This window comes from Enterobacter cloacae complex sp. SYL001, from assembly GCF_049237025.1.
Taxonomy (GTDB): domain Bacteria; phylum Pseudomonadota; class Gammaproteobacteria; order Enterobacterales; family Enterobacteriaceae; genus Enterobacter; species Enterobacter intestinihominis.
In genome coordinates, this window is the sequence record NZ_JBMKJI010000004.1 from 45,623 (window position 1) to 58,593 (window position 12,971).

Below are 12,971 nucleotides of genomic sequence, written 5' to 3' on the forward strand. Positions count from 1 at the left end.
GGCTCTGGAATAAAACTAACGTCGAGGGGGCGTTGTTTGTAGCGAGTTGTTTTCCACTTCGAAGTGGAAAGGCGAGCCGCGGCAGTGATCTGTGCCACATAAATGCGGTGAATCTGGATTAATCGCTGGATTTACGTGATGAATATCACGCTATTACGCGGCACTAAACAGGTAAGCGGAGTGGAAAAGATTACGAGCAGGCTCGTAGAAATGTGACGTGGATAAGGTTTTCTTATGGGGAGGGAGAAGAGTGTGAGCGGGGATGCTTAACGCGCCCCGCTCATCCAGACTATCAACGATACTTTTTGTGATACGCGTTGCGGGTCGCCGCAAACTGGTCGGCTGCCGCCTGGGCTTCCTTCACTTTGCCTTCGTTAGCCAGCTTCAGCGCGCCGTCGATCTGGCCGACCAGCACGTCAAAACCGTGGCGGTAGTCTTTCATCTCGGCGCTGTCCGCCGCTTTGCTTTCCAGCTTCGGCGGCGTCGCTTTTTGCGCATCCAGCGCCGCTTCACGCATTTTGGTCAGTGCGTCTTTCATCTCCGCCGCATCGTCGGTTTTCTGCACCACCTTCAGGTTTTGACTGAGGATGTCCATGTTGTCTTCAAGATCGGCAGCAAACGCAGATGAGCCAAGAACCAGCGTTGAAGCCGCGACGATCGCTAACAGGTGTTTACGCATTGCTCACTTCCTTTTTTATTATAAATCACGCTTTTATGGGGATTATTGCCCGGCGATTTTCATCTCCGGCAGTAATACAGAACCACACTGAATATTGCTGCGTGTTTCAATATCGTTACCGACCGTAACAATATTGCGCCACATGTCCTTGAGGTTGCCGGCGATGGTGATTTCGCTCACCGGATACTGAATTTCACCGTTTTCGACCCAGAAGCCCGCTGCGCCGCGAGAGTAGTCGCCGGTGATACCGCTCACGCCCTGCCCCATCAGCTCGGTGACCACCAGACCGGTGCCCATCTCTTTCAGCATCTGTTCAAAATTCAGGCCCTGCCCGGCAATGCGCCAGTTATGAATGCCGCCCGCGTGCCCGGTGCTTTTCAGCCCCAGCTTACGCGCGGAGTAGTTGGTCAGCAGCCACTGGGTCAGAATGCCGTCTTTAACGATATCCCGGCGCTCCGTGCGCACGCCTTCGCTGTCGAACGGCGTGGAGGCCAGCCCTTTCAGCAGGTGCGGGTGCTCTTCGATGGTCAGCCATTCCGGCAGGATCTGCTTGCCCAGCGAGTCGAGCAGGAAGGTCGATTTACGGTACACCGAACCACCCGCAATCGCCCCCACCAGATGACCAAACAGACCGGTTGCCACTTCGTTGGCAAAAATGACCGGGGCTTTCATGGTGGAGAGTTTACGCGGCGAGAGGCGTGACAGCGTGCGTTCGGCGCACTCTTTTCCCACCCACTCCGGAGACTGCAAATCCCCCAGCGCGCGGCCAATGGTATACGCGTAATCACGCTCCATATCGCCGTTCTCTTCGGCGATCACGCAGCTGGAAAGCGAGTGGCGGGTTGAGCAGTACCCCTGCAACATGCCATGGGAGTTACCAAACACTTTGATGCCGTAGTGGCTGTTAAAGCTGCCGCCTTCGGTATTGGTGATGCGTTTGTCAGCCTGCAAAGACGCCTGCTCGGCGCGCGAGGCCAGCTCAATGGCTTCATCCGGGGTCACTTCCGCCGGATGGAACAGATCGAGATCCGGCGCGTCAAACGCCAGCAGCTCTTTATCAGCCACGCCAGCGTAAGGATCCGGGGAGGTGTACCGCGCGATATCCAGCGCCGCCTGCACTGTACGGGCGATGGCATCCGGGCTGAGATCGGTAGACGACGCGCTGCCTTTGCGATTCTGGTGATACACCGTGATCCCCAGCGCGCCATCGCTGTTAAATTCTACATTCTCCACTTCGCCATAGCGGGTGCTCACGCTAATACCGGTGGTTTTGCTGACCGCCACTTCGGCGCCATCTGATTTACCTGAAGCGAGCATCAGCGCGGTGGAGACGGCTTCTTCCAGGATCTTACGCTGCGCTTCAACTTGTGAGGTTACTTTCATCGCAAATGCCATACTGTAAGAGAGAGTTAAGTGAAGTCTAACAGAGAACCGTTTTTCAGTGCGCGTCTTAACTGGTAACATTAGCCTCTTTTTTTAAGGAGCCTGACATGACTAAGCAGCCCGAAGACTGGCTCGACGACGTTCCCGGTGATGACATCGAAGACGAAGATGATGAGATCATCTGGGTCAGTAAAAGTGAAATTAAACGTGACGCCGAAGAGTTAAAACAGCTTGGCGCAGAAATGGTAGAACTGGGTAAGAACGCGCTGGATAAGATCCCGCTCGACCAGGATCTGCGTGATGCCATTGAACTGGCACAGAAAATCAAGAAAGAAGGGCGTCGCCGCCAGCTTCAGCTTATCGGGAAACTGCTGCGTCAGCGCGATGTTGAGCCGATCCGTCAGGCGCTGGATAAACTTAAGAACCGCCACAACCAGCAGGTTGCGCTGTTCCATAAGCTGGAGCAGATCCGCGACCGTCTGATCGAGCAAGGTGATGACGCGGTACCTGAAGTGCTGAACCTGTGGCCGAATGCCGACCGCCAGCAGCTGCGTTCTTTGATCCGTAACGCGAAGAAAGAGAAAGAAGGGAATAAGCCGCCGAAGTCTGCGCGTCTGATTTTCCAGTATCTGCGCGAGCTGTCTGAGAACGAAGAGTAAACCCCTCACCCCAGCCCTCTCTCCAAAGGGGAGAGGGAGAAGAGATAATGTAGGCCCGGGAAGCGCTAACGCCACCGGGCCTTTTTTTACTCTGCGGCCGCGGCTTTCTTCGCCAGACCGTCCAGCAGCTTCTGATGGATCCCACCAAACCCGCCGTTGCTCATCACCAAAATGTGATCGCCAGGCTGTGCGGCTTTCACCACCATATCCGCTAAGACATCCACGTCCGCACTCCAGTGCGCTGGCTGAATGCAGGCGTCGGCCACTTCGGCCACCTGCCACGGAATATGCTGCGGTTGCAGGAGGAAGACCTCGTCGGCACGCCCTAAGGACGGCGCGAGATCGTCTTTGCATATCCCCATTTTCATGGTATTCGAACGCGGTTCCAGCACGGCCAGAATACGCGCGGTGCCGCCAACTTTGCCACGCAATGCGGCAAGCGTCGCCAGAATGGCGGTTGGGTGGTGCGCGAAATCGTCGTACACCGTCACGCCATTCGCTTCACCACGCAGCTCCAGACGGCGGCGGGCGTTAATGAACGAACCCAGCGCATTGGCGGCATCCGCAGGCAGTACGCCCACGTGACGCGCCGCGGCGATCGCCATCAGGCCGTTGTGCATATTGTGCTCACCCACCAGGCCCCACTTCACTTCGCCCACTTTTTCGCCGTCGAGCAGCACTTCCCATTCGGAAGCATCCGCGTTGAGCTTTTTCGCCTGCCAGTGCCCCTGCTCGCCAACCAGCTCCTGCTCGCTCCAGCACCCCATCGCCATAGTCTGCTTCAGGTTGATGTCGTTCTCCGGCAGGATAATGCGGCCCTGACCCGGAACAATGCGCACCAGATGGTGGAACTGTTTCTGAATCGCTTTCAGGTCGTCAAAGATATCCGCGTGATCGAACTCAAGGTTGTTGAGGATCAGCGTGCGTGGGCAGTAATGCACGAACTTGGAGCGCTTGTCGAAGAACGCGCAGTCGTATTCATCCGCTTCAATCACAAAGAACGGGCTGTCGCCCAGACGCGCGGAGACGTCGAAATTCCCCGGCACGCCGCCGATCACGAACCCCGGCTTGTAGCCGCAGGCTTCGAGGATCCAGGTCGCCATACCGGCGGTGGTGGTTTTGCCGTGCGTCCCGGCAACGGCGACAACCCAGCGGTCGCGCAGGACAAAGTCATGCAGCCACTGCGGGCCAGACATGTACGGGATATTGCGTTCCAGCACCGCTTCAACGCATGGATTCCCACGGGTCATGGCGTTACCAACGATCACCAGATCCGGCTGCGGCTCGAGCTGGCTGGCGTCATATCCCTGAATCAGAGAAATCCCCTGCTTCTCCAGCAGCGTGCTCATCGGCGGATACACATTGGCGTCCGAACCTGTCACTTCATGGCCCAGCGAGCGCGCCAGCATTGCCAGTCCGCCCATGAAAGTGCCACAAATCCCCAATATATGAATGCGCATACGTCACTATCCTTCTTCAATGTGGCGCACATTTTACTCACATGTCAGCGGCTGTGAAACGCATTTCAGGTAAATCCGTATTTTGCTGGCGCGATTCACCTCTGCGCTAATATTTGAATGTTTGTTAAGATTGTTGGACATCAACCGCTTTACTCAACATAAGATGCAGGGAAAGTGTTATGAAAACGTTAGGTGAATTTATTGTCGAAAAGCAGCACGAGTTCTCTCATGCTACGGGTGAGCTCACTGCTTTGCTGTCGGCAATAAAGCTGGGCGCTAAGATCATCCACCGCGATATCAACAAGGCCGGTCTGGTCGATATCCTGGGTGCCAGCGGTGCCGAGAACGTTCAGGGTGAGGTTCAGCAGAAACTCGACCTGTTCGCCAATGAAAAACTGAAAGCAGCACTGCGCGCGCGCGACATCGTTGCGGGTATCGCCTCTGAAGAAGAAGATGAGATCGTCGTATTCGAAGGGTGTGAACACGCAAAATACGTTGTTCTGATGGATCCGCTGGACGGCTCCTCCAACATCGACGTTAACGTTTCTGTCGGTACCATTTTCTCCATCTACCGTCGCGTCACCCCGGTTGGCACACCGGTGACGGAAGAAGACTTCCTGCAGCCGGGCAGCAAGCAGGTTGCTGCCGGTTACGTGGTGTATGGCTCATCCACCATGCTGGTATACACCACCGGCTGCGGCGTGCACGCCTTTACCTACGATCCGTCGCTGGGCGTTTTCTGTCTGAGCCAGGAGCGCATGCGCTTCCCGGAGAAGGGCAATACCTACTCCATCAACGAAGGCAACTACATCCGATTCCCGAATGGCGTGAAGAAGTACATCAAATTCTGCCAGGAAGAGGATAAAGCCACCCAGCGCCCGTACACCTCGCGCTATATCGGCTCGCTGGTGGCGGATTTCCACCGTAACCTGCTGAAGGGTGGTATTTACCTCTACCCAAGCACCGCCAGCCACCCGGACGGAAAACTGCGTCTGCTGTACGAGTGCAATCCGATGGCATTCCTGGCCGAACAGGCAGGCGGCAAAGCGAGTGACGGTAAAGAGCGTATTCTGGATATCGTGCCGGAAAGCCTGCACCAGCGCCGTTCGTTCTTTGTCGGCAACGACCACATGGTGGAAGACGTTGAACGCATGATCCGCGAATTCCCGGACGCGTAACGCGTAAATAGGGGAGCCCGACAGGCTCCCCTATTTTTATCATGCCGTTTGCGCCGTCAGTTTGAAAGATGCCATCGCCTCCATCAGCTCGCGCGATTGTTCCTCCAGGGAACGCGTTGCCGCAGAGGATTGCTGAACCAGCGCCGCGTTTTGTTGCGCCGTTTCATCCATCTGATTGACGACAATGTTAACCTGCTCAATACCGCGGCTCTGCTCCTGAGACGCCGTCGCAATTTCTCGCATCAGTTTGGTCATACGCAGCACTTCGGTAGCGATCTCGTCCATCGTCTCACCGGCCTGTTGCGCCAGCTCGCTGCCCTCGTTCACGTGGGTTTGCGAATCGCTGATCAGCGAGCGGATCTCTTTCGCCGCATCAGCACTGCGGCTGGCGAGATTACGCACCTCACCCGCCACGACCGCAAAACCCCGTCCCTGCTCGCCCGCGCGCGCCGCTTCCACGGAGGCGTTCAGCGCCAGAATATTAGTCTGGAAGGCAATGCCGTCGATGACGCTCAGAATATCGGCGATGCGCGTCGAGCTGCCGGCGATGTCGCGCATCTTCTCAATGACGTAGCAGACCATTTCGCTGCCGCGATCGGCGGTATCGGAGACCGACTGCGCCAGCTGGTGCGCCTGCCCGGCGTTATCGGCGTTAAGTTTCACCGTGGCGGTGATCTCTTCCATGCTGGCGGCCGTCTGCTCCAGCGAGGTGGCGGTGGATTCCGTGCGCTGGGCCAGGTTCAGGTTCCCTGCCGTCAGCTCGCGGCTGCCGGTATCAATCTGCGAGCTGGCGTCACGCACCCGCAGAACGGAATTCATCAGCGACTGGCGCATCTCTTCGATGACCGCGTTGAGGCGATTAAATTCCTGGCTCGCCGGCGCGTTCAGGGTGTGGGTTAAATCCCCGGCCGCTACGTGCTCCAGCTGGGCAATTGAGGCTGAAAGCGGCTTAAGCAGCATATGGCGCAGCACCAGCCAGGCCAGCACGATAATGCCTGCCGTCAGCAGCGCCGCGACGATAATCAGGATCAGCACACGGGTTTTACTCGCCTGCACGGCGCTCACCTCCGCTTTGCCGCGCGCTTCGCTCCACGTCTGGAACGCCTGCATATCGTTATCAAACTGCTTCGCCACCGGGACCAGCTTGCTTTCCAGCAGATCGTAATAGCCGTCCGCACTTTGCTCGTTCAGGGCTTTCAGCATCGGGCTGATACCCTGCTGGTTGTACACCGCCAGGCTCGCGGCGACGTTATCCAGCAGCTTTTGCCCCTGCTCATCCGCCACGCCGCCGCCGATCACGCCCTTGAGCGTTTTCTGTGCCAGCGCCACTTCCTGGTTAATGGTTTTGACCGCCCTGGCCGCATCGTCCAGCAGGCCGACCTCCATCATGCGGACGGCCTGTCCCGCTTCGTTACGCGCGCGCAGGATCAGCGTATAGCCGGCATTCAGCTGCACCATCTGTTCACCCTGAAGATGATTGATGCGCTGGAGAGAAGTGGAACTTTGTGTAAGGGCATAAATGCCAATGCCGCTGACAATCAGCAGCAGAAGGGTCATAACGGCCAGTAAAGAGAGCAAGCCGGTACGAATCGATAGCGTTTTAAGCATGATGTTATTTCCGGTAGCGAGATATTTCTGGGCATAAAAAAAGAGTATCGACCGCTACCGGAAAATGTTTAGAGTTTAAGCAATTTCAGCATGTTATCGCCCTGTTAAAGATGTATTCACACGGGTAACAGGCGAGCTCTGGCGGTTCTCCCACAGCACCGTCAGGCCGCGCTGGAGCGCGATAAAAATAAACAGCAGAATACCGATGGCGATTTTGGTCCACCAGGAGCTGAGCGTGCCGTCGAAGTTGATATAGGTCTGAATCAGCCCCTGGATCGCCACGCCAAACAGCGTACCGAGCACCGTCCCTACCCCGCCGCTGAGCAGCGTACCGCCAATCACCACCGAGGCAATGGCGTCAAGCTCAACGCCCACCCCCGCCAGGGCATAGCCTGCCTGGGTGTATACCGAAAACACAATCCCCGCGAGCGTGGCAAGGCCGGTCGAAAGCATGTAGATGCGGATGGTGGTGCTGCGCGTGGAAATCCCCATCAGGTTCGCGGACGTGGCGCTGCCGCCAATGGCATAAACCTGGTTACCAAACCGGGTACGGTGGGCGAGGAAGATCCCGATAACCACCACGCCCAGCATCAGCAGCCCCATTGCGCTCAGGCGCCCCCCGCCGGGGATTTTCCACGCCAGGCTGGAGAGCGTGTCGTAGATCGGATGGTTTATCGGAATTGACTCCTCCGACACCAGATAGCTCACGCCGCGCAGGAAGAACATCCCGGCGAGGGTGATGATAAACGCCGGGATTTTCAGCGCGTCGATCAAAAGCCCCATAAAGGCGCCGAATGCGCAGCCCATGACCAGCACCAGCGGAAACGCCAGCAGCGGCGAAATGCCCCAAAAGCCAATCGCCTTGGCAAGGAAAACGCCGGTAAAGGCGATCACCGACCCAACGGAGAGATCGATCCCGCCGGAGAGGATCACAAACGTCATGCCGACGGCGATAATGCCTAAAAAGGCGTTGTCGGTCAGGATGTTGCAAATCACCCGCGTGGAGGCGAAGCCCGGGAACTGGGTCAGGCAATAAAGGTATCCCAGCACGAACACGCCCAGCGTGATCATTAACGGCAAATTACGTTTTATCATGACCGCGGAACCCCTTAATGAGAGTGATAAAGCGCGGCGACTGCACGATAAGTACGATAAGCACCACGACCGCTTTGACGACCTGATTAAGCTCCGGCTGGAACCCGGAGAGCAAAATACCGGTATTCATACCCTGAATAATTAACGCCCCCACCACCGAGAGCAGCAGATTAAAACGTCCGCCCATCAGCGACCCACCGCCGATAACCACCGCGAGGATCGCATCAAGCTCCAGCCAGAGTCCGGCGTTGTTGGCATCCGCCCCGCGAATGTCGGCCGCCACAATCACCCCGGCAATCGCAGCGCAGACGCCGCTCAGCACATAGGTCAGCATCACCATCAGCCGTGTATTTACCCCGGCGTTTTTCGCGGCCCGAATGTTAATTCCCACCGCTTCGATGAACATCCCGAGCGCCGTTTTGCGGGTGAAAAGCCAGAACACTACCAGCGTCACCAGCGCGACGATCACCGGCGTCGGGAAGAACAGAAAATTACCGCTGCCGATCCACGCAAGATTCGGGGAGGTAAAGGTGACGATTTGACCGGAGGTGATAAGCTGCGCCACACCGCGCCCGGCCACCATCAAAATCAACGTCGCGACAAACGGCTGGATCTTGAGCACCGCGACCAGAATGCCGTTCCACAGCCCGGCTAATACACCGGAGCCCAGCGCGGCCAGCAGAACCACCGGCAGGCTGTGCCCGGCAACGGTCATCGAGGCGGCGGTGGCGCCCGCAATCGCCATTACCGCACCGACGGAGAGGTCGATCCCGCCGGTGGCAATGACCAGCGTCATACCCATCGCCAGCAGTGCCACGGGCGCGGCACGGTTTAAGATGTCGATCGGGCTACCAAACAGGCGGCCATCCTGCACGACGATCTGAAAGAAATGCGGAGCTACCAGGCTATCCACCAGCAGCACCAGCAGCAGCGCCACGATTTGCGGCGTGCCGGTCGGCCAGCTGAAGCGGCGCTTCGCTTCGCCAGTTTGCGAAAGAGAACGGGACATCACATATGACTCCTTACGCCGCGATGGCATTCATGATCGCCGGAACCGACAGTTTATCCAGCGGGATCTCTGCCACCTGCCTGCGATCGCGCATGATGATGACGCGATCGGCATAGCCAACCAGCTCCTCCAGCTCAGACGAGATCACCAGCAGCGCCAGACCGTCGGCGCACAGCGTTTCGATAAGCCGGATGATTTCGGCATGCGCGCCCACGTCGATACCGCGCGTGGGCTCGTCGAGGATCAGGAACTGCGGTTTGGTCAGCAGCCAGCGCGAGAGCAACACCTTCTGCTGATTACCGCCCGAAAGGAACTCGATGGGCTGTTCCGCGCTCGGGGTACGGATACCGAGCTGGCGGATGAAGCGCTCGGCAATCGCGTTCTGCTCGCGCTTAGGGATCGGACGCAGCCAGCCGCGCTGGGCCTGTAGCGCCAGAATGATGTTTTCCCGCACCGAGGCGGCGGCAATAATCCCGTCCGTTTTTCTGTCCTCCGGGCAGAAGCCCACGCCGAGGCACGACGCCTGATGCGGTGAACGTAGCGTTTGCGGTTTGCCTTTGATCAGCGCCGTTCCGCTGTCGGCAGGTTTGATCCCGAAGATCACTTCGGCGGTTTCGGTGCGCCCGGAGCCTAACAGCCCTGCCAGACCCACAATTTCACCGGGGCGTACCTCGAGGTTAAACGGCGCGATGGTCCCTTTTTTGCCGTAATCGTGAAACGCGGCGATCGGTTTTTCGCTCAGCAGCGTGCGGCCCGCACGCTGGAGTGCGTTGGTCTCCAGCTCGCGACCCAGCATCATTTTGACCAGCTCAATCTGCGGCAGCTCGCGGGTTTCCCGGCAGCCGACAAAGCCGCCGTTGCGCAGCACCGTAATACGGTCGCTCACCTCGTAAACCTGATCGAGGAAGTGCGTAACAAAGATCAGGCTCACGCCCTGATCGCGCAGCTGGCGCATCAGGGTAAAAAGCATCTCCACTTCCTGGGTATCGAGGCTGGCGGTGGGTTCATCGAGGATCAGCACTTTCGCCGAGAGATCGATAGCGCGACAAATCGCCACGATCTGCTGCATCGCCACGGAAAAACGGTTCAGCGGTTCGCGCACGTCGAGAGAGAAGCCATACGATTCCATCAGCTTCGCGGCGCGCGCTTCCATCTCTTTACGGCGCAGCAGGCCAAAACGTCTGGGCTCGCGGCCAATAAACAGGTTATCCGCTACCGACATGTTTGGCAGCAGGTTCACTTCCTGGTAGACCGTGCCGATCCCCAGTTGCTGCGCATGCGCGGTGTTTTTGGGCGAAATAGCATTACCTTCCAGCCAGATAGCGCCGCGATCGGCGTGATAGACCCCGGTCAGGGTTTTAATCAGCGTCGACTTCCCCGCCCCGTTTTCGCCGAGCAACGCCATGATCTCCCCCCGCCGCAGGCTGAAATCAACGTTATCCAGCGCCTTAACGCCAGGGAAAAATTTACTCAGGCCCTCTGTGCGGAGGATTTCCTGGTGTTGTTCGGTGGTCATGGTTTCCCCCTGCATTAAGCCGGATGACGCTACGCTTATCCGGCCTACAAATGAGCGTATCGTAGGCCGGGTAAGCGCAGCGCCACCCGGCAATGTCACTGATCAGTAGCCCATATTTTTCTTCTTCTCTAACTCTTCTTTCGCCGTGTCCGGCAGGTAGAGCGTGGATTTGGTGATGGTCAACTTCTCAGGCTGGGTGCCGTCTTTCTTGAATTTCTCCAGCGCATCGAATGCCGGGCCCGCCATGTTCGGCGTCAGCTCCACGCTGGCGTTCGCTTCGCCGTCAATCATCGCTTTGTAGATGTCCGGTACGCCGTCGATCGAGCCGGTGAGAATATCTTTGCCCGGCTTCAGGCCCGCTTCTTTGATGGCCTGGATGGCGCCGATCACCATGTCGTCGTTGTGGGCGTAAACCATGCAGATATTTTTGCCGTTATTTTCTGCCTTGATGAAGCTTTCCATGACCTCTTTACCCTTGCTGCGGGTGAAGTCGCCGGACTGAGAACGGATGATCTTGATGTTTGGTGCTTTGGCGATGGCCTCCGCGAAACCTTTCTTACGGTCGATAGCCACGCTCGCCCCGACGGTGCCCTGCAACTCAACCACGTTACATGGCTTGCCATCCACCTGCTTCACCAGCCAGTCACCAATCAGTTTGCCTTCCAGCACGTTATCGGCGGTGACGGTGGTCATATAGAGAGATTTGTCTTTTACGTCGATGGAACGGTCGAGCAGGAACACAGGAATTTCAGCCTCTTTAGCTTCCTTCAGCACCGGTTCCCAGCCCGTGGCAACAACCGGGGCGATAAAGATGGCATCCACGCCCTGAGCGATAAAAGAGCGCACCGCTTTAATCTGATTCTCTTGCTTTTGCTGACCATCGGCGATTTTCAGGGTAATACCGCGCTTTTCGGCCTCACTTTTCGCCACGTTCGTTTCAGCGGCGCGCCAGCCGGATTCAGATCCGACCTGCGAAAATCCAACGGTTAACGGTGCGGCCATCGCCATAGACGACATGGCTGCCGAAACTGCTGTAACAAGAAGTAAGCGCTTCCACATATGAACGTCCTCGTAGGGTAGGTTATTGTTGGTTAAAAGATGTTCTGCGGATGAACTATAGCCAATGGAATATGTTACGGATTGCGTTACATCACACTTCAGAAAAGTGAATAAAACGTTAATCACAAGTTTGTAATCGCTTTCATTTCCACATTTAAAATGCGGCTGAGTTTATGGATTATCCTGTCATGAAAACGGTCTGAAAAGTGAAAGCGCGAGGGAGATAAGACGAAAACAGGCGAAGACTTTCAGCGCCAGTTGGCTATAATACCTGCCACTTGTTACCATCCATTTTAAAGGACACCGACATGAGCTTACTCAACGTCCCTGCGGGTAAAGAACTGCCAGAAGACATCTACGTTGTGATCGAAATCCCGGCCAACGCAGATCCAATCAAATACGAAATCGACAAAGACACCGGTGCGCTGTTCGTTGACCGTTTCATGTCTACCGCCATGTTCTATCCGTGCAACTACGGCTACATCAACCACACTCTGTCTCTGGACGGTGATCCGGTTGACGTACTGGTCCCAACACCATACCCATTGCAGCCAGGCTCCGTCATTCGCTGCCGTCCTGTTGGCGTGCTGAAAATGACTGACGAAGCGGGTGAAGATGCGAAACTGGTTGCCGTACCGCACACCAAGCTGAGCAAAGAGTACGATCACATTAAAGATGTGAACGACCTGCCAGAGCTGCTGAAAGCGCAGATCGCCCACTTCTTCGAGCACTACAAAGATCTCGAAAAAGGCAAATGGGTTAAAGTTGAAGGCTGGGATAACGCAGAAGCGGCGAAAGCAGAAATCATCGCGTCTTTCGAGCGTGCTGCTAAGAAGTAATTCTTACTGCTGATACTAAGCCCCGCGCGTCGGGGCTTTTTTATGCCTTTCGATGCGCCCGGCGGCGCTACGCTTGCACGGGCCTACAATCAGCAAGAGGCGCAAAACGATAACGCCACCTTACGGTGGCGCTGTCGTTTTTCAGAACTGGTCTCTGTCTAACCAGTTACCGCTTTCAATCAGCGTTAACCCGTTGACCGAACGTTGGTACACATACATCCATGCACTGCCGTAAGGCGTCTGGATCAACTGGCGAGCGTATTCACCGCCCCTGGTGCGCAAGGCATCAAGTTCGGCCAGCGTAGCATTATCAATACGATAAACCTCACCCTGTACCGTTCCGTTCCCCGGAACCGCGCCTGGATAGTGGCCCAGACTGTACAACTGGTAGTTTTCGATTGTGTAATTTCCCAGCAACTGGGCGTTGGTCATCCAGTGGCTGTTGCCTTGCTTGGTTCGTAAACTGCCGTAAACAAATATTCGCAT

At 56.7% G+C, this 12,971-nt stretch carries 12 protein-coding genes; 3 read left to right on the plus strand and 9 right to left on the minus strand.

Going from position 1 to position 12,971, the window contains the following annotated elements:
• Positions 1-292: 292 nt before the first annotated feature.
• Positions 293-679: a cytochrome b562 gene (gene cybC / locus ACOTZP_RS06360; protein ID WP_022646861.1), complete on the minus strand. Its 387-nt coding sequence runs from the start codon at positions 677-679 to the stop codon at positions 293-295.
• Positions 680-721: 42 nt separating this feature from the next.
• A complete protein-coding gene (gene pmbA / locus ACOTZP_RS06365) occupies positions 722-2,074 on the minus strand; it encodes a metalloprotease PmbA (RefSeq protein WP_023299182.1) in 1,353 nt (450 codons plus the stop codon).
• Positions 2,075-2,169: 95 nt separating this feature from the next.
• On the opposite strand from pmbA, the gene yjgA reads away from it, so the two are divergent.
• The gene (yjgA, locus tag ACOTZP_RS06370; RefSeq protein ID WP_003856072.1) at positions 2,170-2,721 is read left to right on the plus strand and encodes a ribosome biogenesis factor YjgA; all 552 of its coding nucleotides are present in this window, start codon (positions 2,170-2,172) and stop codon (positions 2,719-2,721) included.
• An 86-nt stretch (positions 2,722-2,807) separates the two neighbouring features.
• Here the strand turns inward: yjgA and mpl are convergent, their stop codons facing one another.
• Positions 2,808-4,181 (minus strand): UDP-N-acetylmuramate:L-alanyl-gamma-D-glutamyl-meso-diaminopimelate ligase, encoded by a 1,374-nt coding sequence (gene mpl, locus ACOTZP_RS06375; protein WP_022646859.1) that lies wholly within the window; start codon positions 4,179-4,181, stop codon positions 2,808-2,810.
• Between the two features lie 179 nt (positions 4,182-4,360).
• Here mpl and fbp point away from each other — a divergent pair, with 179 nt between their 5' ends.
• Complete coding sequence (gene fbp, locus ACOTZP_RS06380) at positions 4,361-5,359, plus strand: class 1 fructose-bisphosphatase (RefSeq protein WP_022646858.1); 999 nt, start codon at positions 4,361-4,363, stop codon at positions 5,357-5,359.
• Positions 5,360-5,398: 39 nt separating this feature from the next.
• On the opposite strand, the gene ACOTZP_RS06385 is transcribed toward fbp, so the two are convergent.
• The 5 genes from ACOTZP_RS06385 to ytfQ form a co-directional block, all read right to left on the minus strand.
• The gene (locus ACOTZP_RS06385) at positions 5,399-6,967 is read right to left on the minus strand and encodes a methyl-accepting chemotaxis protein (protein WP_250115986.1); all 1,569 of its coding nucleotides are present in this window, start codon (positions 6,965-6,967) and stop codon (positions 5,399-5,401) included.
• A gap of 93 nt (positions 6,968-7,060) precedes the next feature.
• Complete coding sequence (gene yjfF / locus ACOTZP_RS06390; protein WP_022646856.1) at positions 7,061-8,062, minus strand: galactofuranose ABC transporter, permease protein YjfF; 1,002 nt, start codon at positions 8,060-8,062, stop codon at positions 7,061-7,063.
• Positions 8,049-9,074, minus strand: coding sequence for a galactofuranose ABC transporter, ATP-binding protein YtfT (ytfT, locus tag ACOTZP_RS06395; RefSeq protein ID WP_161177600.1), 1,026 nt, complete (start codon positions 9,072-9,074; stop codon positions 8,049-8,051). Before ytfT ends, yjfF begins: the two co-directional genes overlap by 14 nt.
• Positions 9,075-9,084: 10 nt before the next feature.
• Positions 9,085-10,587: a galactofuranose ABC transporter, ATP-binding protein YtfR gene (gene ytfR / locus ACOTZP_RS06400; protein ID WP_022646854.1), complete on the minus strand. Its 1,503-nt coding sequence runs from the start codon at positions 10,585-10,587 to the stop codon at positions 9,085-9,087.
• A gap of 102 nt (positions 10,588-10,689) precedes the next feature.
• Entirely contained in the window at positions 10,690-11,646 is a 957-nt protein-coding gene (gene ytfQ, locus ACOTZP_RS06405; RefSeq protein WP_022646853.1) for a galactofuranose ABC transporter substrate-binding protein YtfQ, read from the minus strand.
• A 308-nt stretch (positions 11,647-11,954) separates the two neighbouring features.
• Here ytfQ and ppa point away from each other — a divergent pair, with 308 nt between their 5' ends.
• Complete coding sequence (gene ppa / locus ACOTZP_RS06410; RefSeq protein ID WP_006810347.1) at positions 11,955-12,485, plus strand: inorganic diphosphatase; 531 nt, start codon at positions 11,955-11,957, stop codon at positions 12,483-12,485.
• A 141-nt stretch (positions 12,486-12,626) separates the two neighbouring features.
• Here the strand turns inward: ppa and ACOTZP_RS06415 are convergent, their stop codons facing one another.
• A complete protein-coding gene (locus ACOTZP_RS06415) occupies positions 12,627-12,971 on the minus strand; it encodes a gamma-glutamylcyclotransferase family protein (RefSeq protein WP_022646852.1) in 345 nt (114 codons plus the stop codon).

Bases quoted from the DNA above. Each gene is read 5' to 3' on its own strand.
- cybC (WP_022646861.1), bottom strand. From the start codon at position 679: ATGCGTAAACACCTGTTAGCGATCGTCGCGGCTTCAACGCTGGTTCTT.
- ytfR (WP_022646854.1), bottom strand. From the start codon at position 10,587: ATGACCACCGAACAACACCAGGAAATCCTCCGCACAGAGGGCCTGAGT.
- yjfF (WP_022646856.1), bottom strand. From the start codon at position 8,062: ATGATAAAACGTAATTTGCCGTTAATGATCACGCTGGGCGTGTTCGTG.
- fbp (WP_022646858.1), top strand. From the start codon at position 4,361: ATGAAAACGTTAGGTGAATTTATTGTCGAAAAGCAGCACGAGTTCTCT.
- mpl (WP_022646859.1), bottom strand. From the start codon at position 4,181: ATGCGCATTCATATATTGGGGATTTGTGGCACTTTCATGGGCGGACTG.
- ppa (WP_006810347.1), top strand. From the start codon at position 11,955: ATGAGCTTACTCAACGTCCCTGCGGGTAAAGAACTGCCAGAAGACATC.
- yjgA (WP_003856072.1), top strand. From the start codon at position 2,170: ATGACTAAGCAGCCCGAAGACTGGCTCGACGACGTTCCCGGTGATGAC.
- ACOTZP_RS06385 (WP_250115986.1), bottom strand. From the start codon at position 6,967: ATGCTTAAAACGCTATCGATTCGTACCGGCTTGCTCTCTTTACTGGCC.
- ytfQ (WP_022646853.1), bottom strand. From the start codon at position 11,646: ATGTGGAAGCGCTTACTTCTTGTTACAGCAGTTTCGGCAGCCATGTCG.
- pmbA (WP_023299182.1), bottom strand. From the start codon at position 2,074: ATGGCATTTGCGATGAAAGTAACCTCACAAGTTGAAGCGCAGCGTAAG.
- ACOTZP_RS06415 (WP_022646852.1), bottom strand. From the start codon at position 12,971: ATGCGAATATTTGTTTACGGCAGTTTACGAACCAAGCAAGGCAACAGC.